This window comes from Niastella soli, assembly GCF_017742245.1.
Classification (GTDB): Bacteria; Bacteroidota; Bacteroidia; order Chitinophagales; family Chitinophagaceae; genus Niastella; species Niastella soli.
In genome coordinates this window covers 886,816-913,650 of sequence record NZ_JAGHKO010000001.1, presented here as the reverse complement: position 1 = coordinate 913,650, position 26,835 = coordinate 886,816, and the positions used below count along the sequence as shown (strand labels likewise).

The following is a 26,835-nucleotide window of genomic DNA, read 5'->3' as shown; positions in this document are numbered from 1 at the left end:
CTGCGATATAAATTTGCGTATAAATAACGCAAAATGAAAGCAACTGGTGTTATTATCGCAAGATTTCAGACCCCGTACCTGCACGAAGGACACAAATATTTAATCGACGAGATCCGCTCGAAACACAATAAAGTAGTAATAGTACTGGGCGTATCCCCCGTAAAAGGCAGCCGCCGCAACCCCTTTGATTTTTATACCCGGGAAAGATTATTAAAACAATACGCCCCTGAGTTGATGGTATTGCCTCTGAGCGATCATCCCTCCGATGAGACCTGGAGCAAAAACCTGGATACCCTGTTACAAAATACCTTCCCTTCTGAATCGTTTATCTTATACGGTAGCCGCGACTGCTTTATGCCTTATTACAGCGGCCATTTACAGGTAGTAGCCCTGCCTGAGTTTGGAGAACATTCTGCCACGGCTATTCGCAATGATAATAGTGACAAAGTGCTTGACTCAACTGATTTCAGAATGGGGATCAATTATGCTTTTCAAAATACCTATTCAAAAGTGTATCCCACTGTTGATATTGCGGTACTGAAAGCGGACGATACCCAATTATTATTAGGAAAAAAGCACAATGCACCGCAATGGCGTTTCCCTGGTGGATTTACCGATCCTACTGATGATAGCTACGAGGCAGCAGCCCGCAGGGAATTGCAGGAAGAATGCGGTGATATAGAGGTGAACGCCATGCAATATATAGGTTCTACCAAAATAGACGACTGGCGTTACCGTTCTGAAGAAGATAAGATTGTAACCCTTTTATTTAAAACACAATGGGTGTTCGGACAGGCAAAAGCCAATGACGACCTGAAAGAACTGAGCTGGTTCCCGATAAAAGAGCTCCAGGCTATGATGCAGCAGGGAGACATTGCCAAAGAACACCACGTACTGGTAAATCTATTATTGAGTAACTTGAATAAATAATAACAGACCTTAAAACAACCCTGGTTCACATTTTAAACAGCACATCGTATGAAAACGCAAGAAAATTTTGTATTACTCGCCGATGCTTATAAATATTCTCACCATAAATTATACTATCCCGGAACAACCAAGATCTATTCTTATCTCGAAAGCCGGGGCGGACAATTTGATGAGACCGTGTTCTTTGGACTGCAATATTTTTTAAAATATTATCTCGAAGGCCAGGTGATCACCAAAGAAAAGATCGATGAGGCCGAAGTCTTTTTAACCCAGGTATTTGGCAGAACAGATGTATTTGACCGCAGTAAATTCGATTACATTCTGGAGAAATACAATGGCCGCTTACCGGTTAGAATAAAAGCAGTGGCTGAAGGGACCGTTGTACCGGTTAACAATGTGTTGATGACCATCGAGAATACAGACCCTGAATGTTTCTGGTTATCGAACTTTTTAGAAACCCTGTTGATGCAGGTATGGTATCCTTGCACCGTAGCTACTGTTTCTCACGAGGTAAGAAAGATTGTAGAAGAGTATTTTGAGGAAACTGCTTCAGAGGCATCCAAACCAGCCATTGATTTTGTACTGAATGATTTTGGTTTCCGCGGGGTAAGTTCTGTTGAAAGTGCCGGTTTAGGCGGCGCAGCCCACCTGATCAACTTCAGAGGCAGCGATACCCTGATGGGTAGTATGCTGGCAAAAAGATATTACGATGCACAAAAAGTATACGGCTTATCAATACCTGCAACAGAGCACTCAGTATGTACGCTGTTGGGTGAAGAAGGCGAACTGGAAGTATTCAAACACATTTTAAAGACCTTCCCTACCGGGGTAGTAGCTTGTGTGTCTGACTCCTTTGACATCTTCAGGGCTTGTAGCGAGTACTGGGGCACAGAATTAAAAGACCTCGTATTAAGCAGGGATGGTGTACTGGTAATTCGTCCGGATAGTGGTGATCCTGTTTTCACGCTGTTAAGAGTGTTTGATATTTTATTAAACAAATTCGGATATACTATCAATGAAAAAGGATACAAAGTACTGCCTCCGCAAGTACGCGTAATACAGGGGGATGGAGTAAATGTACAGGCTATCCGCAGTATCTATGGCGCCCTGAAAGTAAATGGCCTCAGTGCTGAGAACCTGGTGTTGGGAATGGGCGGCGCCTTATTACAAAAGGTAGACAGAGATACGCAAAAATTTGCCTTCAAATGTTCTTATGCCGAAGTGAATGGTAAACCTGTAGATGTGCAGAAAAGTCCGGTAGAACTGGATACACATGGTAAACTGGTACAGTCATTTAAAAAATCAAAAGCCGGACAATTAAAACTAATTCGCACCGACGCCGGCTATCAAACCGTAAGAAAAGAAACCCCAACCGGATATGAGGACCTTCTGATAACGGTGTTTGAGAATGGAGAAATAATCAACACCAGCAGTTTTGAAGAGATCAGGGAACGGGCAGTTGTTACGAGAGAGGTGCAGATGATATCTTAAAAGAAGTTTTATGAACCAACGTAGAAGAGTTGAAATAGCAAATGATACACTGGAGATCCTGGAGAAAGGATTTTACAATAATAGCAAGGGTGAAAAAGTAGATATAGCCTTAATCCAGCAAAACGCAGTTGACAATACCCGGTTATTCAAACCTGAAGAATTAGAAGAGCTACTGGAAACCATAAAAAAGGAGAACGGCTTTCAAACACAGTATGAAGTAACCAATGAGACCACCTGTGATGCGGCCCGCCGGCTGGTAAATGGCGGTGTACAGGATGTGCTTTGTTTGAATTTTGCTTCTGCAAAAAATCCAGGTGGTGGTTTTTTGGGTGGGGCCCTGGCGCAGGAAGAATGCATTGCACGGGCAAGTGGGTTGTACCCTTGTTTGTTGTCGGCGATGGAATACTATAACTATCACAGAAGTAATAGGACCGGTTTGTATTCTGACCACATGATCTATTCCCCCGCCGTACCCCTTTTGAAAGATGAAGGCGGGCAGGAACTGGATGTACCGGTATGTACTGCCATTATAACCTCCCCGGCTGTGAATGCAGGCGTTATTATGCGGGATGAGGGCGGTAAAATGGATAAAATAGCTCCAGTGATGCGGGTGCGGATAGAGAAGCTGTTAGCGCTTTGTCTGAGCAGGAAACACACCACGTTGGTGCTGGGCGCCTGGGGTTGTGGTGTATTCAGGAATGAGCCTGAAGTTATTTCACAATTGTTTCTGGAAGCGCTTAACGGCCCATTCGCCAACCAGTTTCAACGGATCGTATTTGCCGTTAAAACCAATAAGGAAAGTATAATAGAACCATTCAGGAAGAGATTTAATTAGGAACTAATCATGAAATACTCAATAGCCTGGTTAAAAGAACAAGTAGCCAAAGGAGTAGCAGTCAAGTATAATTTCTTCTGGGGACATACCCCAAAAATTCCCGGGGTAACAGATAAATCCTGTTTAAGTCAATGGTTTCCTGCTGCTTTTACAGTAGAAGGAATAACATACCCAACAGCCGAGCACTGGATGATGGCAGAAAAGGCACGCTTGTTCAAAGATGAAGAGGCCCTGGAAAAAATACTTAATTCGTCAAAGCCTGGTACCGCAAAAGCTTTAGGCAGAACGGTGAGAAATTTTGATAAGGCAGTATGGGAAGCCAAAGCTTATCATATTGTTGTGGAAGGCAGTGTGCGCAAGTTTTCACAGAACGAATCACTTAAAAACTTCCTGCTGACTACCGGTAACACAATAATCGTTGAAGCAAGTCCGCGTGACCGCATTTGGGGCATTGGCCTGGGTCAGGAAAGAGCTGCAGAAGGCCCTCACGTCTGGCGGGGAAAGAACTGGTTGGGTTTTGCCTTAATGGAAGCACGCGATAAATTAAATACAAACTGATGAAACCAAACCCTGTACACGGCGCTTTATTTGGACTGGCAATTGGTGATGCATTGGGGGTGCCTGTTGAAATGATAAAACGGGATGTGTTGAAGAAAGATCCAGTTCAGGATTTTACAAACTATAAAGGTCCTGAAGGATACAAAGGTCACCAGCAACCAGTAGGTACTTTCTCCGATGACAGCTCCCTCACGTTTTGCCTGGCTGAATCATTATGCAATGGCTATAACCTGAATGATATAGCAGCACGTTTTGTGCAATATTTCTTTGAAGGTTACTGGACAGCAGGTGGCGTCGTGTTTGGGGTGGGTAAATCAACCGAAGATGCAATAACCCGTTTACGGGATGGCGTTCTGCCAGAGCGATCAGGTAATTACGATGTGAATTGTACCGGCAATGGCTCATTGATGCGCATACTGCCGCTGCTGTTTTACCTACGGGCTTATCCTGTAGGAATGCGATACCATATGACCAGGCAGGTAGCCAGTATAACCCATGGAAGCATACAAACCATTTTGCCATGTTTCTATTTTCTTGAATTTGCTCTGGAGATATTAAATGGAAGTGACAGACAAACAGCTTATGGCAATACTGCTAAAACGGTGTCGACATTTATTTCAAATCTGGAACCTGGTCAACAGCATATGGATGTATTGACACCATTAATTAACGAGGATATTACGCAGCGGAGCGAGGGTTCAATCAATTCAATACACCATGCGGTACATACCATACAGGCCGCCATGTATTGTTTTATGAAAACAAACAGTTATACAGAGGCCGTATTAATGGCAGTGAACCTGGGTGATGATACCGATACTACCGCCGCCGTAACAGGTGGGTTAGCCGGTTTGTATTATGGATTCGATGCCATTCCTGAAAAATGGATCGCTCAATTAAAAAGAAGTAATGAAATAAAAGACCTGGGCGATCGATTGACGAAAGCAATGGGTCTTTAAAGAGAAGTATAGTAATGGAAAAGCAAGTAAAACATATAAGTAAATTTTTAAGCCTGGTGTTAAGACATGAACCAGCGCAAATAGGGCTTGCCCTCGACGAAGAAGGTTGGGCTGATGTAGCAGAGTTAATGGAGAAGATGAATAAAAAAGGCCCGCGCATTGATTTTGCTACTCTGGAAATAGTAGTAGAGACCAACGATAAAAAGCGGTTTGCTTTTAATGAAGATAAAACCCGTATACGCGCCAGCCAGGGACATACAATAGAAGTTGATCTGAACCTGCCGCCGCAGGTCCCGCCAACGGTCCTTTATCATGGAACTGCAGATAAAAACCTGCCCATTATTAAAGAAAAGGGGTTGGTCAGAATGGAGCGGCAGCATTTGCATTTATCTGCCGAAGTAAGCACTGCCAAAAACGTAGGTGGGCGTCATGGTAAGCCGGTAGTGCTGGTTATTCAGGCACTGGCCATGCATGAAAAGGGCTATGTATTTTATTTGTCAGCCAATGGTGTCTGGCTAACCGATCATGTACCCGCTGCATTTATCGGTTTCGGAGAATAACGTAATGAATTTCTAAATAACAAGTATGATAATAACCCCCGTTCATGGCGCTTTATTTGGTGTGGCTATAGGTGATGCATTGGGTGTGCCGGCTGAGTTTACGAACCGCAGTACGTTGCGGCAGGACCCTGTTACGGATTTTATCGGTTTTAAAAGTCATGGACAGCCACCGGGGACGTTCTCCGATGACAGTTCATTGACCTTTTGCCTGGCTGAATCTTTATGCCTGGGCTATGACCTGAATGATGCGGGCAAACGATTTGTTATGTGGTATGATGAGCATTACTGGACCGCCGGTAATGAAGTTTTTGATATTGGTAATACCACCCGAAATGCTATTTATCGTTTACGAAGAGGCACCAAACCTTCGCTGGCTGGGGACTTTGACGAAGGTTGTAATGGCAACGGTTCTTTAATGCGGATCATGCCCTTGTTGTTCTACATCCGTGATTTTGAGATCGAGAAACGTTATGACATTATTAAAGAGGTTTCTTCTATGACGCATGGACATATTCGCTCGGTGATTGCCTGTTTTTATTACCTGGAGTATGCATTGGAACTATTAAAAGGCAGCGATAAACAGACCGCTTATGCAAATACAGCAAAGTCAGTACATGCGTTTATTGTAAACAAACAAATTATACGGGACGAAGTCAATTTGTTTTCGCCATTGCTGCAGGAAGATATTACAAAAAGGGATATTGATTCCATTCCATCCCGGGGTTATGTGATGAATACGTTGCAGGCATCGATGTACTGTTTTCTTACTACCGACAACTATCAGGATGCTACCCTGATGGCTGTTAACCTGGGTAATGATTCAGACACTACAGCGGCCGTAACTGGTGGACTGGCCGGCCTGTATTATGGTTTTGATTCCATTCCTGAAAAGTGGCGCCATGAAGTTAAAAGAAGCAACGATATAAAAGACCTGTGCGACCGCCTGGCGAAAGCAATGGGGCTGTAGCAAATACCTGCCCATTAAACCTTTTTCTTCCTCTGCTGTTGTAGATGGCATGTCTCTACAATTAAGTATCCTTGATCAAACCCCCATTCGCCGGGGAAGTAATGCGGCTGAAGCTTTACAGGAATCTATTGAACTGGTGCGCAAGGCGGATGAATGGGGATATACCCGCTATTGGTTAAGTGAACATCATAATACCATTACACTGGCCGGCGCAGCCCCTGAGATCCTGATCGCCCGTCTGGCGTCAGAAAGCAAACGCATTCGTTTGGGATCAGGTGGCATTATGCTGCCCAATCACAGTACGCTGAAAGTAGCGGAGAACTTCAAGTTGTTGGAAGCCTTATATCCACAACGCATCGACCTTGGGGTGGGCCGGGCACCTGGCGGCGACCGCATCACTGCACAATTACTCAATCCTTCCAATACATTCGATCCGCAGGAATATATTCAACAGATCGGTGATCTGCAGGACTTCTTAACAGACAACCCAAACTACCATAATATACAGGGTAAAGTACGGGCCATTCCGAAAATAGATACGGTGCCTGAAATGTGGATGTTGACCAGTAGTGGCGAAAGCGCTTACCTGGCAGCTCATAGCGGTATGGCATTGAGTTTTGCGCAGTTCATCAATCCGGTTGGTGGTAAAGAAGCGATCGCTATTTACAAACAACGCTTTAAACCCTCGGCACAATTGAAAGCGCCTAAAACAAGTGTGGGTGTTTTTGCTTTCTGTTCTGAAGATGAACAAAAAGCAGCGCAGGTACAGGCCGTTATGGATTACCGGTTATTAAGTTTTGAAAAAGGCCGGTATGATGAGATCCCTACATATGAAGCTGCCAGCAAATATGATTATAGCCCTGCTGAATGGCAACGCGTATTGTTTAACAGGCAACGCACTATTGTAGGAACACCTGATGTAGTAAAAGAAAAAATTACAGCCCTGGCTGCCGAACTGGATGTACCTGAAGTAATTCTTTCCACATTTACTGAAAGCCAGGAGGACCGCTTCAAGAGTTACGAATTATTAGCTAAGCTGTTTGACTTAACTACTAATACAAATAGCAAGCAGGCATAATATTACTGATGCAATATTTTAATAAGCAGAAAAGCTGTTCTGATGAGCAGCTTTTTTATATTATATATTCCGCATGGGCATTGCCAATTTTGTGATCACGTATTATTTTTAGCCCAAACAAAACGGTTTCACAAACTGTTTTATAATTCTAGCCGTATTAGATTATATATGAAAATTAAAGCAATTATAACGGGCGCATCCGGAATGGTGGGGGAAGGGGTTTTGCATGAATGCCTGTTACATCCTGATGTAGAGGAAATATTGATAGTGGGTCGTAGAACAGCTGGTTATACACATCCCAGGGTAAAAGAAATAATACATCCTGACTTTTTTGACCTCTCGCCAATTAAGGATCAGTTGAAGGGTTATAATGCCTGCTACTTTTGTTTAGGCGCTTCTTCCATTGGTATGAAGGAAAAGGATTATCATCATGTTACCTACGATCTTACCATGCACATGGCAACCATCCTGGCCGATCAAAATCCGGGCATGACCTTTTGCTATGTTTCAGGCGCAGGTACCGATAGTACCGAACATGGAAAAATGATGTGGGCCCGCGTTAAAGGACAAACAGAGAACGACCTGATGCGTTTGTCGTTTAAAGCTGCTTATATGTTCAGGCCGGGTTTTATGAAACCTACCAAAGGACTGAAGCATGTATTAAAAGGATATAAATTCTTTACCTGGATGTATCCTGCTTTAAAGGCATTGTTTCCGAGCCGGGTGTCAACTTTACGGGAAGTAGGATTGGCGATGATCAATGGAACCTTGAAAGGCTACGAAAGGCCAATACTGGAAGTAAAGGATATAATAAAGCTGGCCCATAATACTGCATGACAAAAAAATCCCGCCGTGGCGGGATAAAAAAGCATTGCTGCTTTTTGTTTTTCTTGATTGGTAGCAAATTAAAGCCGTTCAGGGGTTAAAGGTTTCATCAGCAGCTTGCTGGAGTGTTCTATCTGGTCGCTGTTATAACCGTCCCGATTGTCGAAAAATTGCATAGTTCAGGCAGAAATGTAAAGGCAGGCTTTGTTATTTGACATATATCAAGTTCGGTCTGAGGGTAGTAAAGAATCCTATAAAGTATTAATTATTAGCAGTATATCAAGGCATGAATAATCTTGAATATATGCATTAAGCTGTTATTGAAGCAGCTAGTACGTTCAACTTTTATGCATTGCTTTCAGCAAATGAATGGTGGTATTCATATGTATAAGTTAGGAAAATTACCGCGAAAGCAGGTGAGTCGTGGAGGAGGGGGAAATATTACAGGGAAGGATAATAAATAGGCATTAAAGGATTACCGGCTTTAGCTCCTGTAGCTGCAACACGTACAGGGCTAAAGCGTGGCGGTAATGAATGCACAATGAATTGATTGATGGTAAAGGTTATTTTGCACACCTTTTAGTGAGCTTCTTGAGCGCTCGCTTCGTTAGTTGTTTTTTTATCATCCAATAGGCCATGCGCCTTTATCCATAACGTGAGTGAAACCAGTGAGGTAAAGATCAGCAGACCCGATAAATTGTATTCATTTTTCAAATACAGTATGGCACTTATTACGCTTGTAATTACAATGCAGGCCAGTTCCAATAACATGTAGAGCAGTTTCATATGGTACCGTTAATTTATAATGATTGAATACGGGAATACGGAATTGCTTATCAGCACATGCTGATAACATACAATACACTGGTTGATCCAGGAGATTGCTGGAATTGATTAATAGTCAAATGTGCGTAAGGAAATTGGATTTGACTTAGGGGTAGTAAATGTGCAGGGAAGTAATAGGTGCTTTACAAATTTGGCAAGCAAATTTTAATAGTGCAAGCTTTTGGCAGGTCTTTTCTTAAATATTTATTTTTCTTATAGACAAGCGGTTAATCTTTTTTGCATTATGCATTTTGTGCCACAGCAGGAAAATTGTTCAAGGCCAGGTATTCTGCCCATTGCAGACCGCCAGGTAATTGCCGGTCGCTGAATTCGAGATGGATCACCCGTCTTTTATTATTGTTTACCGTTCTGTTAGAGGCGTGGAGTAATAATGGCTGCATGATCATAATACCGCCTTGGGACACTTTACAAACAACTTCTTTTTCTTTGCTCCCGTCAATGGCCTCGGGCCGGTAGATCCCCTTTTGGTGTGAACCAGGCACTATTTTCAAGGCGCCGTTGTTTTCATCGGTATCATCGAGGTGTATCCTGATCGTAAAAATGTTCTCCAGCAGATCAACGGGTGGTTGTACGGCAAACTGATCGTTCTTGACAGTCCACTGATCAAACCTTCCACGGCTTTCTTCTGGTCAACGGAAATGGTGAGGTCCTGGTGGTAAGCTACAAACCAGTTTGACTGCTCCGGTTTATCAAAATAGATTGATTTTACCAGGAAGTAATCCTTGCCGAACAACTGGCTTATTATATCACGTAAACGGCTGGTAAAGATGTACGGGATTATAACGGGTACTTCTTTTACAAACCGCCTGATGGCAAACAGGTCGTTTGTTTTTCTAAAAGCCGGGCCATTGGTATCGATACTATTAATAGTATCAAGAATGGCTGTTACTTCGTTTATAGTAAATACGTCGTTGATGATCGCATATCCTGCTGACCGTAAAGACTCCATATGCTGTTTTTACAGTTGAATGATATTATAAATAGGCACCGGAGGATCGAATGACTGATTGCTCTCATTCTGATTATAGATCTTGTTTACGATGTCCATGCCTTTTATCACTGTACCAAAGGCCGCATAACCCTGTTTGTCAGGATTGTTCTCGCCGCCAAAATCAAAACCGGGCTGGTCGCTCAAACAAATAAAGAACTCGCTGGTGGCAGTGCCAGGCGCCAGGCGGGCCAAAGAGATAGTACCCCGCTTATGCAGAATATGCGTTTGTGCAGTGGTCTCGTGAGGAATACCGGTCAGCGTATCATGTACTTTGGGCATCGATTTATACATGCCTCCCTGTATCAGTTCGGCTTTGTCGGCATTGGAAGGCTGGTTGTCGTCGTTTAATACGCGGTAAAACGAACTGTTTTTATAGTACCCGGATTTGATATAAGAGAGAAATGCCTGCACGGTTTTAGGCGCCTGTTCAGGATATAACTCCACTTCTATTTCGCCTTTGCTGGTTTGTATTTCAATATGTGGGTTCTTATACTTTTGTCCGCAGGCTCCTAATAATAAAGACAGGGTTAAAACAAGTAGGTATTGGTTGCGCATCGATTAATTTTAACAATGCAATATATAGTTTATCACCTGATTGTTAAAGAAATAATAACCAGCTGTTAACGATCTCCCAAATGGACGGTTTTACTAAACCATGAGTAAACCGAAAGAACAGTACGCCTTCTTATACATGACCACTCTTTATTCACTTTAAAACACCAGGTCATGAAATCTTATTTACGCTTAACCGTTTTGTTGATTGCTGTTGCTTCTTTCACCAGTTGTACAAAAGTTGGAGTTATAGTAGATATACAACCTACCATTACCGGTTCATGGGTGCTTACTAATGCCGCTCAAAAAGATGCCTATGGCTGGTATACTGTGAATACCGGTGTTGAAAACGGCGTTTTTACTTTCTATAGCAATGGACAGGCCACCTATGTTGAAAATGGTTCTACGCTTAAAGGTAACTGGAGCATGAGCACTGCTTCTAATGGTTACTATGATGAAGCAGGAGTTTACTATACCAATTCACACCAGAACCTGCAGATCCACGTATCAAACTACAAGGGTGATGATGTTGTAGATATGGTGTTTGATAATGTAGATATTTATCCGAACTCTTTTGTAGCTACCAACTATATGAATCACACCATTGGCCGTTACAAGTTCAGTAGATATTAATTGGGTTTAATTCGTACTATATCGAAGGGTTATAAAATAAAGAGCCATCCCGCTAAACCGGAATGGCTCTTTTTATTTTGCTGAGGTTCATTAATTATAAAATCCCACGTTTGGGTGCAAACTCCTGCTCCCATTTTTCTATCTGATTTAATAGCTGGTAACTCGAAATAATATCCTGTGCAAAGGAAGCCTGTCTGAATGGCAGGTCAGCTGCTTTGCCCTGAGATAGTAACCAGGCATTGTTTATCAGTTGCTCTTCGCTATAAGTACCATCGCCGAGGGCTTTATAATACCGCATTTGTTGTTGCAGGTCTTTCTTCAGGGAGGCCGCCACTTTGTTGGCCAGTGGAAGATCATCAGCCAGGTAACAGGCTTCCAGGAACTGAAGTGAGAAGATGTTATGGAGGTTACCCCGATTGGTTGTCATGCCATACGGTACATTGGCTTCATTCACATGGTCATCATAGCGATGCAAAACTTTTCTGGCTTCTTCTTTTCTGCCAGCTTGTGCCAGGCTGCGGGCTATTTGGGCATGCGCCATTTTAATAGTGTTCATCCGGCGGCGGTTCTCTTCATCAAAATACACACTTTTTCTATTGGCGTGGCCATACCCAAATTTTTGCATGATGTTGTTATAAGCTACAGTAAGGTCCACTCCGGTATTTTCAACAGGCACCAGTTGGTAGGCGAGGCCATTCAACCGGGTGTATTTATCCAGACCCAGGTCTTGCGCCGTGCCGAGGTTGGCGAAACAGATCGGCCGTTTCCATTGATTGGCGGCAATTACCGCTAGCATGGCGAGGTCATTCTTGAAAAGATAGTTTTTATTATTCAGGTCAATGTGTAAGGCGTCAACTGCTTTTTCACCAGGTTGTATGGCCCCACTCGCGGTTGCCATTTTTATATCAACCAGCACGCTGAACTTTTGGGTAGGGAATAAATGATAGATATCTCCATCCTCTGAAGCAGAGGTGAACCGCTGATCATCGCTGCCTACTACGTTTTTAAGTATGTCGTACAGGTCATAGTATTTGTCTTTTTCGTACCCGGGCATTTGCGAGTAGTAAACTACATTAAGTTTATCACCGGCCACCTGTTCGGGCGTGAATACTACGTTGAAGGGCGCGCTTTTATTCACTTTATAGCGCAACTGGTCAAAGCCCCAGTCGGTACCAATAAGGGTGCTAACCACTACGCGCACATCTTTTCGAATGCCTTCCACTTCCTGGGCGTACCACAGGGCATAGGAGTCGTTGTCTTCGGCTGTAAATAATATGGCATTGGGTGGACAGCTTTCCAGGTAATTCTTTGCGAGGTCGAGGGCCAGTGTTTTCTGGCTTCGGTCATGATCGTCCCATTCCTGCTGCGCCATTAATACCGGAACAGCCAGTAAACAAAGACTGGCTGCCAGGTAAGCTGCCACTGGTGCCTTAGTTGCTTTCTCTAAAAGCTGTTTCAACCAAAGTACGCCTAAACCGATCCAGATACTAAATGCATAGAACGAACCCACAAACGCATAGTCCCGTTCCCGGGGTTGATACCCGGCCTGGTTTAGAAATACAACGATGGCCAATCCCGTGACCAGGAATAATAAGCCATTAACCAGCCCGTCGCGGCGATTTCTTTTTAGCTGATAGAACAATCCGGCAACACCCAACAGTAATGGGAGCATATACAACCGGTTGTAGGCTTTGTTACCAACATGGGCCGTATCGGGCATTTTTTGCTGATTGCCATACAGTGCATTATCAAGAAATGAAATGCCGCTAATGAAATTACTGTCGCGTGGGTTGCCAAATCCCTGCAGGTCGTTTTGGCGACCGGCAAAATTCCACATGAAATAGCGCATGTACATCCAGCCGGCCTGATACCGGGTAAAGTATCTCAGGTTATCGGCCATGTTGGGGGTTTCGTCAACCTCCAATCCGGCAAACTGGCGGTAACAGTCTATTTGCCCGCGTTCATTGCTGGCATCGTACATGCGGGGGAACAGGTGCGCGCCCGGAGCGCCGCTCCAATTTTGAATATAGCGGCTGCCTGCTACTTCATATTTTTTGTTGCCTCTTACATATTGATCGCCTGCTTTGGCGTAAGGTGTTTTCTCTGTAAAGTCGGGTCCATAAGCAATAGGCCAGTCGCCATATTTTTCCCGGCTCAGATAACCTTCCAGGTTAATGGGGTTATCAATATTGTACATGTCAACTCCGGGGTTGGCGTTCGAACGGATCATGGTGGTGAGATAGGTTGAGTAACCGAGCAACATAAAGGCGCAGCTCCACAAGCCAATTGTCAAATACTTCAGCTTTCTTTTATTGGCTAATCGTATACCCCAGGCAATAGTGCCGGCTATTAGTATAAAGAAGCAAGTAAAGCCAGCAAAGAAAGGCATGCCCAATTCATTGGTGAAGTAAATGTCAAAGGCGCCAGCGCTTTTTATGGTGTATACAATAATGAACTTCATGACAAACAGGGTGATGGCGCAACCTATTAAAAAGGCCAGCAGGGTATTCCGCTTTGTTACCTTAAACCGTTTGAAATAATACACCATGATGATGGCCGGTATGGTTAACAGGTTCAACAGGTGAACCCCAATGGAAAGCCCCATCATATAAAAAATGAATACAAGCCATTTGTCGGCGCCCGGTTGGTGGGCCTGCCGTTCCCATTTTAATATGGCCCAGAACACCAGGGCTGTGAAGAAGGAGGAAAGGGCATATACCTCACCTTCAACAGCACTGAACCAGAATGAATCGGAGAAGGTATAAGCCAATGCGCCTACTGTTCCTGCACTGATAATAATAAATATAGATTGCCGGGTAAGCGGCTCCTCATTTTTTTGTACCAGCTTTCTCGCAAAGTGAGTGATGGTCCAGAATAGGAACAAAATGGTAAATCCGCTGGCAATAGCACTCATGCTGTTAACGGCAACGGCGGCGTTGTGCGGGTTGTTACCAAACAGGATGATAAAGAACCGGGCAATCAGAATAAAGAGCGGAGCACCCGGAGGGTGAGGAATGCCGATAGTATAGGCAGTTGATATAAATTCCCCGCAATCCCATAAGCTAACGGTTGGTTCCATCGTTAGCAGATAAACGGTACAGGCTATGGCACATACCACCCATCCCGCCAGGTTGTTCACTTTGTTGAAATTCATTGTAATGGATTTAAAGTTGATGACATATATATGAGTTTATAGAATACACAGTCATCATCCGGCAATGGACCGGATGTTATATTTACTTTAATCCCTTTCCTGATCTGGTAATTTCAAAGTGCCTTTCTGTTTCAATGCCTTAACAGAACCTTAAATTTCGAATATATTTTTACAATACCATTTTCGGAGGTGTGATCATTGTCCTATAGAAACGTTAATAATTTCCAGAAACGGCCTGAAGGGTGATATGTGAATAAACAAACATATACACTATTTACAATGGCATAGATTTTTCTTCAGCTGTTGCATACAAACTCCCCATATGAAATTTGCTTTTCGTGGTTTAATGGTAATAGCCATGGTGCTGATTGCCGGTAGCTATAATGGCGCCCAGGCACAAAAGCTGTTTTTCCTGTTTGCGCACGGTCAATATGCTTCACCGGTGCAAACCGGTTTCAAGAACGATTACAATTTTGGATTGGGAGGGGAAGCGGGTGCCGGCATTGGCTTCGGCACAAAGACGTTTTTAACCGGCACATTAGGGTACACCGTTTTTGATGCAAAGACAAAAGAGCTGGGTAATATTATCTATGTTCCAATGAAACTGGGATTACGCAGATATTTTTTACCAGCTAATTTATTATTCATACATGTCGATGCCGGGGTGGCCCATATAAAAGATAAAACCAATAATGCCTCATCTTCCCGCTTTAGCGGCGATGTAGGTGCGGGCGTAAAGTTAGGCCCGTTTGAAGTAGGGGTGGCGTATGATGGGTTCTCACGGGGCGAGTCTGCAGGATATGCTTCGTGGTGGGCTTTTAAAGCGGGATGGAGGTTTGGGTTGTAGTAAAAAGTTGACCAGTTAACCAGTAATACAGCAAGCCGTAGGCCGAGTAAACAATAGAAAGCCGGAAGGACAGTTACTAAAAATTAGTAACGTGTGCCGGCTTTCAGTATTTTATATCATCTGCGTCTCCCCCCTCAATCTGGCGCCCCCCTCAGCGGGGTGCCTATATACGAGTAATCGTGCTCAATTTAAACTTTAGGTCCCCTTTATCAACATTGTCAACCCTATCAACGGTGCCAGTCCGATTATAAACAGCCTTTAATTTCTTCAATAGTCTCTAAGAAACGCTTTTCGTGTTTAATGTTTTTCTGCCACGCCAGATCACGTTCAATCAGGTCAATTTCTTTTTTGATAGTAGCACCTTCTTTGCCCGGTTCATTACCTAAAATATACACGGTGTCGGAAATAGCTACGCTGTTCTCTATGTCGTGCGAAACAATGATGAGGGTTTTTAACTCATCAGACAACGAAACCTGCAGTAACAGTTCCACCGCTTTGTCAAGCATACATACATCAAGGCCACTGAAGGGTTCATCCAGTAAAATAAAATCAGAACCCTTTAAAAGTTGTTGCATGATACTTACCCGTTGACGCTGTCCGCCCGATAATTGTTGCGGGTAAAGGTTCAAATGCCCGGTCAGTTGAAACTGTTCTGCATACTGGTCAATGGTTTGTTTTTCCTTGCCCGCCAGTTTTTTGTTCTTTTTGGCGGCCAGTAACAACGATTGATAAACGGTGCGCCATTCAAACAAATAATAGTTCTGGAAAATAACACCCATGTCACCGGCCTTTACCGGTTTATTGTCGTGGATGGTTATTTGTCCGGCGGTAGGGGCTTGCAATCCAGATAATATTTTGAACAACTGGGTTTTACCAATACCGCTTCTACCGATCAATGATACCACCTGCCCCTGTTCTACACCAGGACGGATGATATTCTTGATACAAAAATTTATGTCACGCAGAATAGGCCGGTCGTATGTAAGCTGCACATTGTTAGCCTGTAATACTACTTCTGCTTTAATACATTCTGTCATTTTGCTTTTGCTGTTTTTAACTTGCTATAAGGGAACAACCAGTGTCTGAGGGTTCCCAGTAAATAGTCGAAACATAAACCGATCATAAATATGGCCAGCTGTAAGGCCAGTACATTGGTAAGGTCGTTGTACTTATTGTATTTTATCAGCAGGGTACCAATACCACCTTCACTCATGCTCAGTCCTTCTACCATGGTGATCATTAACCACGAGATAGCGAAGTTCTGGCGCAGGATCTCGAATACCTGGTCGGCCTTACCAACGATGATCACTTCATACAAAGTTTGCCAGTTGTTATAACCCAGTGTTTTACACAGTTCATATTCCTGGGGGTTAATGTTGATGATCACCGCCAGGAACGAGGTTACAAAGAAAGGAACGATGCCAAATACCAGTAAGGATAATTTAAGCTCGCTGCCATCTTTTGTAAGAAGCGTGAAAATGAATATCAAACCCGTAAGTGTCAAATACCGGCATTTCACTATGAACAGGGCCACACTTTTAAAAAAGGGCAATACGGATAAATAAGCAAACAACAGGGTGATCAATATGCTGTACAACATGGCTTTTAAAGTAAGCAGCAGGCTTACCAGCATATTGTCGAGGAATAGTTTGGTGCCCAGCAGGTTTATAAAAGCACTGGCAACTTTACCTGGTTTGGGTATCAAGCCATCTGACAATACCTGCCATAGCAACAGCGTAATAACCACCTGTACCGCCACCATGATCATAAATGTTTGCTTGTTGATGGTAGCAAATGGTTGAATAAGCTTTTTCATTTTTTCTTTGGTTGGTTGGTTGCGGTTTGAACTGTTTAAATAAGCCGTGTTATGGCTGCAACCCCATAACACGGCATTTATTACTGATAGCTAACACTACTCGTTATTGACCCAACACAATTTCTACCCGGCGGTTCTTGCTTCTGCCAGATTCGGTACTGTTATCGGCTATGGGTTTTTCCGAACCATAACCTTTGGCTTCGATCTGGTTTTGTTTCAACCCTTTTTTCAACAGGTAGCTTTTAACTGATTCCGCTCTCTTGTGTGACAAAGGAACGTTCACGTCGTCGCTACCCTGGTTATCGGTGTGGCCATATACCCCCAGTTTCAAACCTTCCGCTACTACAGCCGATTCGAATATTTCATCCAGCAATTTGTACGAACCTGATTTGATGTTGGCAGAGCCAGTCTCAAACTCGATCTTGTACGATTTGGATGATACGGCTTCCGTGATCTGTTCGGCATATTTCGCTTCAATAGCCTTACCCTGTAATAAATCAGGGTGGTTAGAGATCACGCTGAACAGGAACGATTTGTCAACGGCTTTTTCGTATGGTAAAAAGCTGGGCAGTATGGTCGGGTACATTTTCACCATCAGGTTACCGAAGGTGTTGTACACTGCTTTATACCGGTCAACTTTATCATCGCCTAACCCATAGGTATTGGCCATATCGTTCAGGTTGAAGACGGCAGAGCCACCCAAATTCACCTTCAGACCCTGAATGTCTTTTTCTTCAATGCCATTAAAGTACTTCAACCAATAATCGGCATTTTGTTCCTGGTACAGTTTGGTGCTCACTTCAGCCGCAAACTTTTTGGCTTCGTTGAACGAACGTACCTGGTCGCCTGCCTGTGCCAGGGCAATGATCATGTTCTCGATATCGGTACGGTGATCATTCGCCCATCTTTTAATGGCAATGGTTTGGTTACTCATTTGCGATGCGTACTGTTTGGTGCTGGCGACAGATACCAGACCACCCTTTTTAGTGGCGACGTTTACGTCACCGGGTGTCCAGGTGGCTACCGCATCAACACCAACAGTGGTGTCGGTTCCGGTGGTTTTACCATTTACGATCAGTTTCCTTTTTTCAGTATAACCGGTGATGTACTTGTTAGGCGCATCCAGGAAGTCGTTGGCGGCAATAAGGTTAATGGCATTGCCGTCGTAGGTGGTTTCGTCGGGGTTTACTTTTAACCCGTTGTCACCGGCCCATTTTAAGAGAATATTGATGTCACCGTCGCGCAGTACACCGGCCACACATTTACCCAGCGCGTTCTTAGGGTCCTGTTTCCAGGACAGCGGACCCATCACCTGGTCTTCACCAAATGATTTACCGTGGGTGACTGGTATAATAATGGGTTGGTATTCGGGGCCTAAAGGTTCCAGCTCTTTGGCGAGCGAGGTCATAAAGGCCGGCATACCGTCGCCCATGAAGGTGATCAATACACCTGTAGCATTCGGGTTGCTTTTATAATCGTTGGCAAATTTTACCAGGTCGGCCATTTGTTTGTTACAGTCGTCCTGACGGATGTATGTCACATCGAGGTGCGCCTTGTCGAACAAAGAACCTTTTGTTGTACGAACGCCACCGTTAGCATACATACCGCTGAACTGGCTGTTCCAGGCCATGCGTTCCCAGGTAATTGATGTACCGCCGTTCACGGCCTGTTCATCACCAGGTAATGGTAATTGAACTGCATTGCCTTGTAAAGACGCTTCGGGTGCATCAGGCAGGGCTACTTTACCTACTTCAATGGAGCCGTTTACATCTTTCGGCCGGTTTTGATACCACCTCACTGCTAAAATACCTGTTGCTACTACTGCAGCGATGATCAATACTTTACCAGCGGGTTTTAATTTGAGTGCCATTTTCTAATTATAGTTTATAGTTGTTTAAATTGTTTTGTTTGGCTTTTCATAAGGTACGTGATAGTGAATCGGCAATCGGCAGTTCGCTTCGCCGCCGGTTGGCGGCTTCAGCGGTCGTGAAACGGCCTTCTTCCCTCCGACACGTCGGGCAGGCTGTCAACTGATCAGCTAGTCCAACAACCCCCTATACCTGTCAGGTGTATTTATTCCTTTCAACTTACCGTTATCACTATTTTTATCCAGCGCGTTCTGGGTGTAGTTAAAGTCGTTGTCCATATTGAACTGATTAATGAGTTCAATAGCCTGGGCCGATTTGGCTTTATCTTCCAGCACCTTGTCATCCATGAAGCGCGAGGTGACATCTATGGCCGATTTAATGTGGCCGATCTTTTCACCTATCTGTACCTTCAATATGGCCAGGGCTTTTTCGGCGTCCTGGTTCAGTTCATCGTCGCCCTTGAAGGCTTTCATGGCGCTTGTAACGGCCGATAAACCGGTCGTTACTGAATAGTACAGGTCTTTCTTGGCTTCCAGATCGAGCTTCGCATCTTCGAGCATAATACCACTCTCTTCATAGGCGGCATCGGCAAATTTTATCAGTTTGTTCAGGTCGCCTACTATGGGCGATACATTGTCGATGTACTCCCGGCAACGCAACACATTGTTGGCATACAGATCAACCTGACGACTACCTTTTCCTTGTTCGGCTTGCAGGATCTTTACTTTTTGTACGTTCAACTGCAACTCTTTTTCTTTGTCGCTCAGTTTGTCTACCAGCTCACTTTGTTTGCCTTTTAGTTTGGCGGCCTGTTGATATAAGGTGTTCCTGTCCTTATAACCCTGTTCAATTTTGGCTTGCAAAATGGCGAACGGGTTCAGCTCAATAGCAATGCCAATGGTGTAGTTGGCAATAAATTCAGACAGGTACTTCAATGCCCGCCAGAATTTTTTATTGGTTACGATCATCAGCAAAAAGCCAAGGATCACACCGCCAATAACCAGGTTCACCAGGTTCCAGGTTACGGTTACCAGCCAGGGCAATACATAGGTCAGGAACCCATATGCCAGACCTGCAAATAAGGATACAGCTATTACGGTGGTGGCTATGTTCTTGGGTTCAGAGAACCAGCCAGGTGTTTTTGCTTTTTGAATCGCGTTTATCATGTTTCGTTGGTTTATTGTATATAGTTTTTAATTTTTTCTATGTCACGGGTTATACGGTTTTTCATGGCCTCGCTTTCCAGCTTGTAGCCACCCGTATTGGCCTCGATCTTTGCTTCATTCTCTTTTATTTCTGCCTGCGTATTTAATAAGTCGTTTTGCAACGCGCTTATTTCCTGCGTCAGTTGTTGAATGCGTTTTTCTTTTTCTTCCATCTGCCGTTTCTTTTCCACTACCTTTTCTTGTAAAGCAGCGTCAACAGTATTGTGGAAATTCTGGGCATCGGTTTCCAGCAATTGCAGGTATTGCGCAGCGGTCGACATCAGTTTTTGTTTGTCGAGCCCCTGTACGCTTAAACCCGCAAAGGCTGTGATGAACCGTACCTGTTCATCTGGTACTGCCTGCATGGCTTCTAACATCTTACTGTATTCGAAGTAGTCAGGGCCGGGCAGGTTGGCTTCGCGAAACAATTTTTCAAAGTATTCTTTGAACTTACTGCTGTTAGCCGTTGTTGTATAACTGGTGTTAGCAGTTGTACTGGAGACAGTTGGTACTGGTTCTGTTTTGGGCAATCCTTCTTTATTAGATGGTTGCTTTTCCGTTTCCGGTTTTTTGTCGTCGTTTACCTCCACAAACGCAGACAAAATTTTCTTTCCTAAGTTGGCCATAGTTGTATATGTGTTTAAGTGGTTTGTATGAGCGCAAAACTTCCCCTGCTCCCGCCTTAACGGAAGTGTTTGATAGAGGAAATAATTTGATAATGGCTGGCTTTGGTCAAGCCACTTCCAGTCCCCCCGATTTATCGGAGAGTTTAAGTCTGTTCAGGAATGTCCGCGAGCGGTCACCCATAACAGTTGAACTGTTATGTCATTTTGTTATATCGTCTGCCTTGTTAGCTTAACTGAAAGTAATTCAGAAGGGCAGTGTGTCCCTGATAATAAGGGTACCGGCCATAGGAGGATTGATCTCCGGCTTTTTCTTTTCTCTTGCTGCGGGTATTACTGACTGTGATTGCTCATTTTGCATTTCATCGTATAACATCTGTCGTACCATTAGCAGAATTATTACACCAAGTAACGGACTGAGCCAACATTTTAATTTCATCGTTTGAGAATTGAGCATGGCAAAAACGTAACACTTCCCCGGCGCTTGCATATATGTAAGTGCCTGAGTATGGTTCATTCAGTGAGCCAAAAACGCTTGATTAAAATTGGCGGATTGCTGGTGGTTTTACTCGTTGACGGTAGATGAAGAAACGGAGTTCTATAACCTTGTTCATGTTAGTGGAGAATGTTCTCCTGTTTGTTTAGACAAGTCAAAGTTATATGGGCGTTAACATTTCGTTTAGAAAATCCGACACGAGCGGCAACTTTTGTTTGCCAGCCGGTAAAGTATGTATGATGATCGGTAGTATAAATGGGTAAAAGCGCCTAATGCGGGGTAAGTGGTTGAGTTTCTGCGTATAAGAGATCGAAAATTCTCCAGGCTATGCTATAACTGGCAATTCAAAAGTGGTTGATTATTAATTGTATATAACTCCATAGTCTAAGTATTTCTCTGAATGTCAATCGATTAAGCAGCGCCACATTGGTGAACCTTGAGGATACCATATATCCTGGGGTGTACCTACGGTATTCTTAGGCTATTCTTAGGGCCATCTTAGGCTTAAAACTTTGCCGTCTGCCAGATGCGAGTCTGGCTATTAGTCGGAGATTGCCCATTGTCCATTGCCAAAAAAAATTACCCGGAAGCAACAGCACTTCCGGGTAACTATAAAAGACCTTATTTACTCTGCAGCATGGTCAGCAATTTTCTGTCGAGCTTATATCCATACCAGTTTTCATATTGTATATCTGACCGGTTTGAATTCAGAAGACCGAAATCGCCTTTCAGTTCCCACAAGGCAAAGCCAATTCCGTTTGAAGCAAGAATGTCGAGCACATCGCCAAACCAGGCGAGGAACACATTGTGCGGGGTTTCTTTCCAGCAACCACATTCACCGCAATGCACGCCTACTCCTTTTTTTGCCAGGTCAATCCAGGGTTTGTAGTATTCCTCCATAGTTGCCTTGCTGTAATAATTGCCGCCCATATCGCCAGGCCATACAGGTTTAGGCTGATAGGCGGGGTCGGGAAATACCCAGGGGGCTTTGTAGTGTGAGATCTCATATGGTACATAACCCCGGCAGCTTTGTGCAATGTTGAGATCGATGAGTTCTGAAACGGGATCGGTACCGCCCATGTTACCATCGGCAATCACATAAAATTTTGGATTCTCTTTACGAATGGCCAAAGCGGCTGCCTGGGCTACGGCGCGATAAGTAGCGCCGGGTACAGCCGTGGTTTTTGAATTGGTGTCATTCACATCTTCCCGGTAACAGGGTTCATTCACCAGATCGAAGCTGATCTTTTGGGTTGACACATTTTTGAACCGTTTTGCCCAGAAGCTCCAGTGATAATTAAATGCATCCTGCGCATCTTTCTGCTTCCATAGATTATAAGGTTCGTGGTAACCGTTGCTTACACAAAAGCCGGGTGCACGATGCAAATTTAGACTTACGTGTAAACCATACTTTTGCGCCAGGTAAATGGTTTTCTCTATCTGATTTGCCTTGCTCTCATCTATCTTATATACATCGTCGGCATTGATGTATTTCTGATGCGCCTTTATATTCAAATACGTAGGATAGGCAACCGGCATGCGAATAAAGTCGAACCCCCAGTCGGCTACCCATTTAAAAAACTCCTCTGGCGTATTACCGCCAACATACTCGGGATCGGGCTGAAAATAATCAGGGATATTGAACCCCTTCCATTTGGGCAATTTGTTAAGTAAGGAGATGTCACTGTTGTCGGTAATGGTACTTGTAGTAGTAGAGTCACCGATGTTATTCTTTTTTGTTAGCGCTGCAATTTCAGGTACTACTTTAGAGCATCCTATAATTGTACTCGCAGCAGCCAGCCCGGCATTCCGTAGGAATGCCCGGCGATTCAGGCCTGTTTTCATATTCGCTACCTCCCAAGGATTTAAAAAGTGTGTAAGATTTTCCGCTACAATTAAAGAATAACTCATATTACATGTTTGATGCCAAAAAAAATAATGATCAAACAACTGTTCAGCAAATTTAATTCCCTTCTTTCCCGGCTGTTGCCAAACCGTCAGGTTAACTTCGTTTGATGATCTGTGATACTAACATCGATCAATATTACAGGTAAGAAAGTGTATACACCTGGTGACAAACATAAAGCCCACACGAAGCGGGCTTTATATTGCACGTATAAATGCAGGCAAACAATAATTTCGACATTGATTTTAATCAATTAGCACTGTAAAATAAAGGGTGAATGTCATGGAGGCAGTCTGCATAAGGTTTTTTGTTTGGCTGTATCGGGTAATGTTAAATGGTTTTTCACATTGTGTAATTACAGCCAGTAGGTGTTTTCGTTTAGCCGCCAGCGATTACTGCCAGGCAGGCGGGGCCGGAGACCGGTAGCAGGTTCAATGGTCACCGTTAATGCCCCATCGCCTGGCATGCTCGTGTTCACCAGAAAGTGCTGGCGGGATCAGTCAATGTTATTAACCGGTAGCGGAAATAAAAACCGGTGCGGCTTTTAATAGTAGCGCTAAAATTGCCAGCCGTGCTCACCGGTCTTATTTCCTATTCGAGTTGCTAAACGCTTTTTACCACCTGGCTGTATCAGTCAGGCGAAATATGGTTAGTAGATTTTGTGCGTGTGCGGTTGATTAATGGAGATGAGAAATATTGGAATTCATTCTTATTGAGATTAATGTCTGCAAGCTTTTCTGAAAATATTGGAAGGTTGTGGTCATCCGGATCAATGTTCGTTGTTAATGTAAAAATATAGGGAATGTGGTGTTGCTATTACCCCTATTAATTCAAAGAATACCTGAATTGGGTCAACAAATACTTAGTGTCGTTAGGGTGTGCCTCCGGTTTATTTGATATAGATCAATTAAATATTGCAATGGGAAGTAAGGGGTAAGGGAAAATGCTTACAGATAATGAAGGTTTCTTCTCAGTGAAGCAAATACATATATTTTTTTGTGTTCATAATTGAGTCAGTGGTGTTTTATATCTTATATAAATGTCGTTGATTTATACTTGGTTTGATAGCTGTACACTCTCCGATGTAAGAATCTTGTTTTAATCAAAACCATTAGCAGCATGAAAAGCTATTCAATTCGAGTAAACAGTATTGACCGGGAAAATGAATTTAAACGATTAGCGCTTGAAACCGGTGGTGATCTGGAAGAAGCCCATACGCTCATCAGGTTCTCGAATGATTTAGGGCGGGGAAAAATTAGGACCTGGCACCTGGATGCGGGATTGTATATGCGGGTATGGGACCTGTACCTGCTGAAACCAATTGAATTTATTAAGGAAGCATTGCCTGTATACGTTACTAATAATGGGTATAGTCTATTATGTATACATACTCATGAATCGGTTGAGCTTCGACATATTAACCAACATCAGCAATTTAATAAGGTACGGGAAAGGCGATTTGCCATGGTGCCCGACTCGGCAACAGCAGGTTTTCAATTGAATCCGGCACTGCCTGTGCAACTGATCGATTTTTCTATTTCAGGGTACTGGCTTAAACAACAACCCGGTTACCTGGGCATTGCCCGGTATTTTAATGACGACGCCATGGAGGTTAATGGAATGCCGGTGTTGGTAGAACCTTTTCATTTAAAAACCAATACGCTAACTAGTAAGCTGATAGAAAGAGTAGACGATCCCAGGGCGGATGCTACTGCCGTTTTTTCACTGGGGACCGACCTGATAAAGGATTTTATGTCTTTCACCTCAAGCTCAACGGAAAAAGCGAGCGGTAATATTGAGTTGTATTATGAAAAGGTAAAAAAGGCGGAGGCTATTCTACTCGATCACTTGCAGAAAATGCCACCACGTATGAGCATGATCGCAAAAATGGTGGCGCTAAGTGAATCTACTTTAAAGCGGTATTTCAAGCTTATTTATGGTAAAAGCGTATATGAGTACTATCTAAACAAGAAAATGGATATGGCACGAACGATCATGTTACAAAAACCCTATTCTGTAAATGAAATTGCAGAGTTGATGGGGTATGAAAAAGTGAGCCATTTTATTGAAATATTTAAAAAGCACCATGGCTGCTCTCCTGGTAGTATAAAGAAGAAGCAGCTTGAAAACGCGTCGTTTTCGCATTAACATCGTCCCCTTAGTCGGCTTTTACAACCCTGCGAAGCGTTTAGCTTTGTAGGGTTTTTTTGTTACTAAAACCCAAACTTGGGTAAGGTGGGTCTGTATACAGCCGGTTCATGTCGGGCTGGTTCTTTAAAGAACCAGTTGTAGCACCGGTTAAGAAGTCCTAAGAAATTATGTTTATAAGTGAATCGGGGTTGGTAACTATAATACTTAGCGCTGCCGATCTTGAATTTGATCAACACCATTTCCTGAAAAGCTTTTGATTTTATTTCATCCGATAAAGTAATAAGGCTGTTTAACTCTTCGGGATCATTTATAATATAGGCTTTGCCTGTTATTTGCAGGTAGTAGCCTTTACCCTTACGGTAGATCTGCATATCAGCTAAAAATTCGCGGTCAAACTCTTGTAAATGCTGCTCAGGCCGGTTGGTGAAGAACCAGATATTTGCCAGTTCGTCTACTTTTAATATCGATACTATGGTTGTAGGGAACTTTAACACGCCTCCGCTCATATTATAAAACAACGCACTTCCTATTCCCTGGATCTTATGCTGTAGAAAAGGTATACTGTTGGAGGATCTCATATGTGTGTTTTAGTGTTTAAAGTTCAAAACAAATACCAGTTAAAGTTTGCTTTCAAGAAGGCCAACAAGCACGATTCACGTAGAGTTTTTTCTACACATGCTTTAAGCTCTTTTGTCAATCGTGGCATTCCTTTTTTATCAATCGATTACGAATCCGTTTTTTTCACCACAAAACAATGCGTTATGGAAAGAGGTAGAAGTTCAAAGAGTCATGGTGCGACAAAAACTTCCAGGAGTAGTAGTAATAAAACGTCGGAGTCCATGGGTAAAAAGGATAAGAGTTCATTACTGAAAGATTTTTTTGTTGAGCAGTTACAGGATATCTACTGGGCAGAAAAGGCGTTGGTTAAGGAATTGCCCAAAATGCAAGGGGCCACTACCACAGAAGAGTTGGCAGAAGCTATAACTGAACATGTGACCGAAACACAGGAGCACATAAGCAGGTTAGAAGAAGCCTTTGAAATGATGGGTGAAACTGCCAGGGCAAAAAAATGCGAAGCGATGGAAGGTCTGATCAAAGAAGCACATAGTATTATAAATGAAACCCAAAAAGGCTCAGCTACCCGCGATGCGGCTATTATTATGGCCGCCCAAAAAGTTGAGCATTATGAAATTGCCACTTATGGCAGCCTGGTACAACTGGCCAAAACCATTGGATTGAATGATGTGGCCGAACTGCTGGGGCAAACCCTGGCTGAAGAGAAAAATTGCGACCAGGTGCTTACCCAAATTGCCGAAGGTAACATTAACGAAGAAGGAGCCCGGGAAGAGGAAGGTGAACAACAGATGGAGGAAGGCAATGAAGGGGAGGAAGATTAGAGCCAAATTAGAAATTAATTAAAACCACCCCGAATTACCCTAAAAGCAGGGGGCTGGTATGAGTTTTTTAGTTCTGGTTATAGATTTAGGGGTTTTTTAAGGTCTACTGGTGTCGGGCCATTCTTGGCCTGACTTTTTTTTGTCCCT

General features: G+C 43.5%; 27 protein-coding genes. 13 read left to right on the top strand and 14 right to left on the bottom strand.

What is annotated here, in order from left to right; genetic code table 11:
• Positions 1–33 precede the first annotated feature (33 nt).
• From J7I42_RS03530 to J7I42_RS03490, 9 genes are all read left to right on the top strand, one after another.
• Positions 34–930, top strand: coding sequence for an NUDIX domain-containing protein (locus J7I42_RS03530; RefSeq protein WP_209137388.1), 897 nt, complete (start codon positions 34–36; stop codon positions 928–930).
• 48 nt (positions 931–978) lie between these two features.
• A complete protein-coding gene (locus tag J7I42_RS03525) occupies positions 979–2,421 on the top strand; it encodes a nicotinate phosphoribosyltransferase (RefSeq protein WP_209137387.1) in 1,443 nt (480 codons plus the stop codon).
• Positions 2,422–2,431: 10 nt separating this feature from the next.
• The gene (locus J7I42_RS03520; protein WP_209137386.1) at positions 2,432–3,256 is read left to right on the top strand and encodes a TIGR02452 family protein; all 825 of its coding nucleotides are present in this window, start codon (positions 2,432–2,434) and stop codon (positions 3,254–3,256) included.
• Positions 3,257–3,265: 9 nt separating this feature from the next.
• The gene (locus J7I42_RS03515; protein WP_209137385.1) at positions 3,266–3,814 is read left to right on the top strand and encodes an NADAR family protein; all 549 of its coding nucleotides are present in this window, start codon (positions 3,266–3,268) and stop codon (positions 3,812–3,814) included.
• Positions 3,814–4,773 (top strand): ADP-ribosylglycohydrolase family protein, encoded by a 960-nt coding sequence (locus J7I42_RS03510; RefSeq protein ID WP_209137384.1) that lies wholly within the window; start codon positions 3,814–3,816, stop codon positions 4,771–4,773. The genes J7I42_RS03515 and J7I42_RS03510 overlap by 1 nt, the downstream gene beginning before the upstream one ends.
• A gap of 14 nt (positions 4,774–4,787) precedes the next feature.
• A complete protein-coding gene (locus J7I42_RS03505) occupies positions 4,788–5,333 on the top strand; it encodes an RNA 2'-phosphotransferase (RefSeq protein ID WP_209137383.1) in 546 nt (181 codons plus the stop codon).
• 25 nt (positions 5,334–5,358) lie between these two features.
• A complete protein-coding gene (locus J7I42_RS03500) occupies positions 5,359–6,300 on the top strand; it encodes an ADP-ribosylglycohydrolase family protein (RefSeq protein WP_209137382.1) in 942 nt (313 codons plus the stop codon).
• 49 nt (positions 6,301–6,349) lie between these two features.
• Positions 6,350–7,378: an LLM class flavin-dependent oxidoreductase gene (locus J7I42_RS03495; RefSeq protein WP_209137381.1), complete on the top strand. Its 1,029-nt coding sequence runs from the start codon at positions 6,350–6,352 to the stop codon at positions 7,376–7,378.
• A 168-nt stretch (positions 7,379–7,546) separates the two neighbouring features.
• A complete protein-coding gene (locus tag J7I42_RS03490; protein ID WP_209137380.1) occupies positions 7,547–8,215 on the top strand; it encodes a Rossmann-fold NAD(P)-binding domain-containing protein in 669 nt (222 codons plus the stop codon).
• Positions 8,216–8,782: 567 nt separating this feature from the next.
• On the opposite strand, the gene J7I42_RS03485 is transcribed toward J7I42_RS03490, so the two are convergent.
• From J7I42_RS03485 to J7I42_RS03470, 4 genes are all read right to left on the bottom strand, one after another.
• A complete protein-coding gene (locus J7I42_RS03485; protein ID WP_209137379.1) occupies positions 8,783–8,989 on the bottom strand; it encodes a hypothetical protein in 207 nt (68 codons plus the stop codon).
• Positions 8,990–9,270: 281 nt separating this feature from the next.
• Positions 9,271–9,576 (bottom strand): phytanoyl-CoA dioxygenase family protein, encoded by a 306-nt coding sequence (locus tag J7I42_RS03480; protein WP_317196236.1) that lies wholly within the window; start codon positions 9,574–9,576, stop codon positions 9,271–9,273.
• Positions 9,537–9,998, bottom strand: a complete 462-nt coding sequence (locus J7I42_RS03475; RefSeq protein ID WP_209137378.1) for a phytanoyl-CoA dioxygenase family protein — start codon at positions 9,996–9,998, stop codon at positions 9,537–9,539. Before J7I42_RS03475 ends, J7I42_RS03480 begins: the two co-directional genes overlap by 40 nt.
• A gap of 9 nt (positions 9,999–10,007) precedes the next feature.
• On the bottom strand, positions 10,008–10,595 hold the full coding sequence (locus J7I42_RS03470; protein ID WP_209137377.1) for a peptidylprolyl isomerase: 588 nt from the start codon (positions 10,593–10,595) through the stop codon (positions 10,008–10,010).
• Positions 10,596–10,766: 171 nt separating this feature from the next.
• Between J7I42_RS03470 and J7I42_RS03465 the strand changes: the two genes are divergently transcribed.
• Positions 10,767–11,225 carry a hypothetical protein gene (locus tag J7I42_RS03465; RefSeq protein ID WP_209137376.1) on the top strand — a complete coding sequence of 153 codons (459 nt, stop codon included), beginning with the start codon at positions 10,767–10,769 and terminating at the stop codon, positions 11,223–11,225.
• 94 nt (positions 11,226–11,319) lie between these two features.
• Here the strand turns inward: J7I42_RS03465 and J7I42_RS03460 are convergent, their stop codons facing one another.
• Complete coding sequence (locus J7I42_RS03460) at positions 11,320–14,379, bottom strand: glycosyltransferase family 117 protein (protein WP_209137375.1); 3,060 nt, start codon at positions 14,377–14,379, stop codon at positions 11,320–11,322.
• Positions 14,380–14,701: 322 nt separating this feature from the next.
• Here J7I42_RS03460 and J7I42_RS03455 point away from each other — a divergent pair, with 322 nt between their 5' ends.
• On the top strand, positions 14,702–15,226 hold the full coding sequence (locus J7I42_RS03455) for a hypothetical protein (RefSeq protein ID WP_209137374.1): 525 nt from the start codon (positions 14,702–14,704) through the stop codon (positions 15,224–15,226).
• A 245-nt stretch (positions 15,227–15,471) separates the two neighbouring features.
• On the opposite strand, the gene J7I42_RS03450 is transcribed toward J7I42_RS03455, so the two are convergent.
• The 8 genes from J7I42_RS03450 to J7I42_RS35280 all read right to left on the bottom strand — a co-directional run bounded on the left by J7I42_RS03450 (position 15,472) and on the right by J7I42_RS35280 (position 23,618).
• Positions 15,472–16,263: an ABC transporter ATP-binding protein gene (locus J7I42_RS03450; protein ID WP_209137373.1), complete on the bottom strand. Its 792-nt coding sequence runs from the start codon at positions 16,261–16,263 to the stop codon at positions 15,472–15,474.
• Positions 16,260–17,042, bottom strand: coding sequence for an ABC transporter permease (locus J7I42_RS03445; RefSeq protein ID WP_209137372.1), 783 nt, complete (start codon positions 17,040–17,042; stop codon positions 16,260–16,262). The genes J7I42_RS03450 and J7I42_RS03445 overlap by 4 nt, the downstream gene beginning before the upstream one ends.
• Positions 17,043–17,145: 103 nt before the next feature.
• Entirely contained in the window at positions 17,146–18,912 is a 1,767-nt protein-coding gene (locus tag J7I42_RS03440) for an OmpA family protein (protein ID WP_209137371.1), read from the bottom strand.
• A 168-nt stretch (positions 18,913–19,080) separates the two neighbouring features.
• A complete protein-coding gene (locus J7I42_RS03435; RefSeq protein ID WP_209137370.1) occupies positions 19,081–20,076 on the bottom strand; it encodes a hypothetical protein in 996 nt (331 codons plus the stop codon).
• 11 nt (positions 20,077–20,087) lie between these two features.
• Complete coding sequence (locus J7I42_RS03430) at positions 20,088–20,741, bottom strand: kinetochore Spc7 family protein (protein WP_209137369.1); 654 nt, start codon at positions 20,739–20,741, stop codon at positions 20,088–20,090.
• Positions 20,742–20,985: 244 nt separating this feature from the next.
• Positions 20,986–21,126, bottom strand: coding sequence for a hypothetical protein (locus J7I42_RS03425; protein ID WP_209137368.1), 141 nt, complete (start codon positions 21,124–21,126; stop codon positions 20,986–20,988).
• A gap of 729 nt (positions 21,127–21,855) precedes the next feature.
• On the bottom strand, positions 21,856–23,145 hold the full coding sequence (locus J7I42_RS03420; RefSeq protein ID WP_209137367.1) for a glycoside hydrolase family 5 protein: 1,290 nt from the start codon (positions 23,143–23,145) through the stop codon (positions 21,856–21,858).
• A 350-nt stretch (positions 23,146–23,495) separates the two neighbouring features.
• Positions 23,496–23,618: a hypothetical protein gene (locus J7I42_RS35280; protein ID WP_262898093.1), complete on the bottom strand. Its 123-nt coding sequence runs from the start codon at positions 23,616–23,618 to the stop codon at positions 23,496–23,498.
• A 641-nt stretch (positions 23,619–24,259) separates the two neighbouring features.
• On the opposite strand from J7I42_RS35280, the gene J7I42_RS03415 reads away from it, so the two are divergent.
• Complete coding sequence (locus J7I42_RS03415) at positions 24,260–25,288, top strand: helix-turn-helix transcriptional regulator (protein ID WP_209137366.1); 1,029 nt, start codon at positions 24,260–24,262, stop codon at positions 25,286–25,288.
• A gap of 65 nt (positions 25,289–25,353) precedes the next feature.
• Here the strand turns inward: J7I42_RS03415 and J7I42_RS03410 are convergent, their stop codons facing one another.
• Complete coding sequence (locus tag J7I42_RS03410) at positions 25,354–25,869, bottom strand: pyridoxamine 5'-phosphate oxidase family protein (RefSeq protein WP_209137365.1); 516 nt, start codon at positions 25,867–25,869, stop codon at positions 25,354–25,356.
• Positions 25,870–26,130: 261 nt separating this feature from the next.
• On the opposite strand from J7I42_RS03410, the gene J7I42_RS03405 reads away from it, so the two are divergent.
• Positions 26,131–26,688 (top strand): YciE/YciF ferroxidase family protein, encoded by a 558-nt coding sequence (locus J7I42_RS03405; protein ID WP_209137364.1) that lies wholly within the window; start codon positions 26,131–26,133, stop codon positions 26,686–26,688.
• The last annotated feature ends 147 nt before the right edge of the window (positions 26,689–26,835 follow it).

What these genes read in the sequence shown, in the direction of transcription:
- J7I42_RS03520 (WP_209137386.1), top strand. Translation starts at nt 2,432, where the DNA reads ATGAACCAACGTAGAAGAGTTGAAATAGCAAATGATACACTGGAGATC.
- J7I42_RS03470 (WP_209137377.1), bottom strand. Translation starts at nt 10,595, where the DNA reads ATGCGCAACCAATACCTACTTGTTTTAACCCTGTCTTTATTATTAGGA.
- J7I42_RS03525 (WP_209137387.1), top strand. Translation starts at nt 979, where the DNA reads ATGAAAACGCAAGAAAATTTTGTATTACTCGCCGATGCTTATAAATAT.
- J7I42_RS03490 (WP_209137380.1), top strand. Translation starts at nt 7,547, where the DNA reads ATGAAAATTAAAGCAATTATAACGGGCGCATCCGGAATGGTGGGGGAA.
- J7I42_RS03450 (WP_209137373.1), bottom strand. Translation starts at nt 16,263, where the DNA reads ATGACAGAATGTATTAAAGCAGAAGTAGTATTACAGGCTAACAATGTG.
- J7I42_RS03485 (WP_209137379.1), bottom strand. Translation starts at nt 8,989, where the DNA reads ATGAAACTGCTCTACATGTTATTGGAACTGGCCTGCATTGTAATTACA.
- J7I42_RS03460 (WP_209137375.1), bottom strand. Translation starts at nt 14,379, where the DNA reads ATGAATTTCAACAAAGTGAACAACCTGGCGGGATGGGTGGTATGTGCC.
- J7I42_RS03515 (WP_209137385.1), top strand. Translation starts at nt 3,266, where the DNA reads ATGAAATACTCAATAGCCTGGTTAAAAGAACAAGTAGCCAAAGGAGTA.
- J7I42_RS03510 (WP_209137384.1), top strand. Translation starts at nt 3,814, where the DNA reads ATGAAACCAAACCCTGTACACGGCGCTTTATTTGGACTGGCAATTGGT.
- J7I42_RS03415 (WP_209137366.1), top strand. Translation starts at nt 24,260, where the DNA reads ATGAAAAGCTATTCAATTCGAGTAAACAGTATTGACCGGGAAAATGAA.
- J7I42_RS03430 (WP_209137369.1), bottom strand. Translation starts at nt 20,741, where the DNA reads ATGGCCAACTTAGGAAAGAAAATTTTGTCTGCGTTTGTGGAGGTAAAC.
- J7I42_RS03425 (WP_209137368.1), bottom strand. Translation starts at nt 21,126, where the DNA reads ATGGTACGACAGATGTTATACGATGAAATGCAAAATGAGCAATCACAG.
- J7I42_RS03530 (WP_209137388.1), top strand. Translation starts at nt 34, where the DNA reads ATGAAAGCAACTGGTGTTATTATCGCAAGATTTCAGACCCCGTACCTG.
- J7I42_RS03420 (WP_209137367.1), bottom strand. Translation starts at nt 23,145, where the DNA reads ATGAGTTATTCTTTAATTGTAGCGGAAAATCTTACACACTTTTTAAAT.
- J7I42_RS03505 (WP_209137383.1), top strand. Translation starts at nt 4,788, where the DNA reads ATGGAAAAGCAAGTAAAACATATAAGTAAATTTTTAAGCCTGGTGTTA.
- J7I42_RS03440 (WP_209137371.1), bottom strand. Translation starts at nt 18,912, where the DNA reads ATGGCACTCAAATTAAAACCCGCTGGTAAAGTATTGATCATCGCTGCA.
- J7I42_RS03435 (WP_209137370.1), bottom strand. Translation starts at nt 20,076, where the DNA reads ATGATAAACGCGATTCAAAAAGCAAAAACACCTGGCTGGTTCTCTGAA.
- J7I42_RS03410 (WP_209137365.1), bottom strand. Translation starts at nt 25,869, where the DNA reads ATGAGATCCTCCAACAGTATACCTTTTCTACAGCATAAGATCCAGGGA.
- J7I42_RS03455 (WP_209137374.1), top strand. Translation starts at nt 14,702, where the DNA reads ATGAAATTTGCTTTTCGTGGTTTAATGGTAATAGCCATGGTGCTGATT.
- J7I42_RS03475 (WP_209137378.1), bottom strand. Translation starts at nt 9,998, where the DNA reads ATGGAGTCTTTACGGTCAGCAGGATATGCGATCATCAACGACGTATTT.
- J7I42_RS03465 (WP_209137376.1), top strand. Translation starts at nt 10,767, where the DNA reads ATGAAATCTTATTTACGCTTAACCGTTTTGTTGATTGCTGTTGCTTCT.
- J7I42_RS03495 (WP_209137381.1), top strand. Translation starts at nt 6,350, where the DNA reads ATGTCTCTACAATTAAGTATCCTTGATCAAACCCCCATTCGCCGGGGA.
- J7I42_RS03500 (WP_209137382.1), top strand. Translation starts at nt 5,359, where the DNA reads ATGATAATAACCCCCGTTCATGGCGCTTTATTTGGTGTGGCTATAGGT.
- J7I42_RS03445 (WP_209137372.1), bottom strand. Translation starts at nt 17,042, where the DNA reads ATGAAAAAGCTTATTCAACCATTTGCTACCATCAACAAGCAAACATTT.
- J7I42_RS03405 (WP_209137364.1), top strand. Translation starts at nt 26,131, where the DNA reads ATGGGTAAAAAGGATAAGAGTTCATTACTGAAAGATTTTTTTGTTGAG.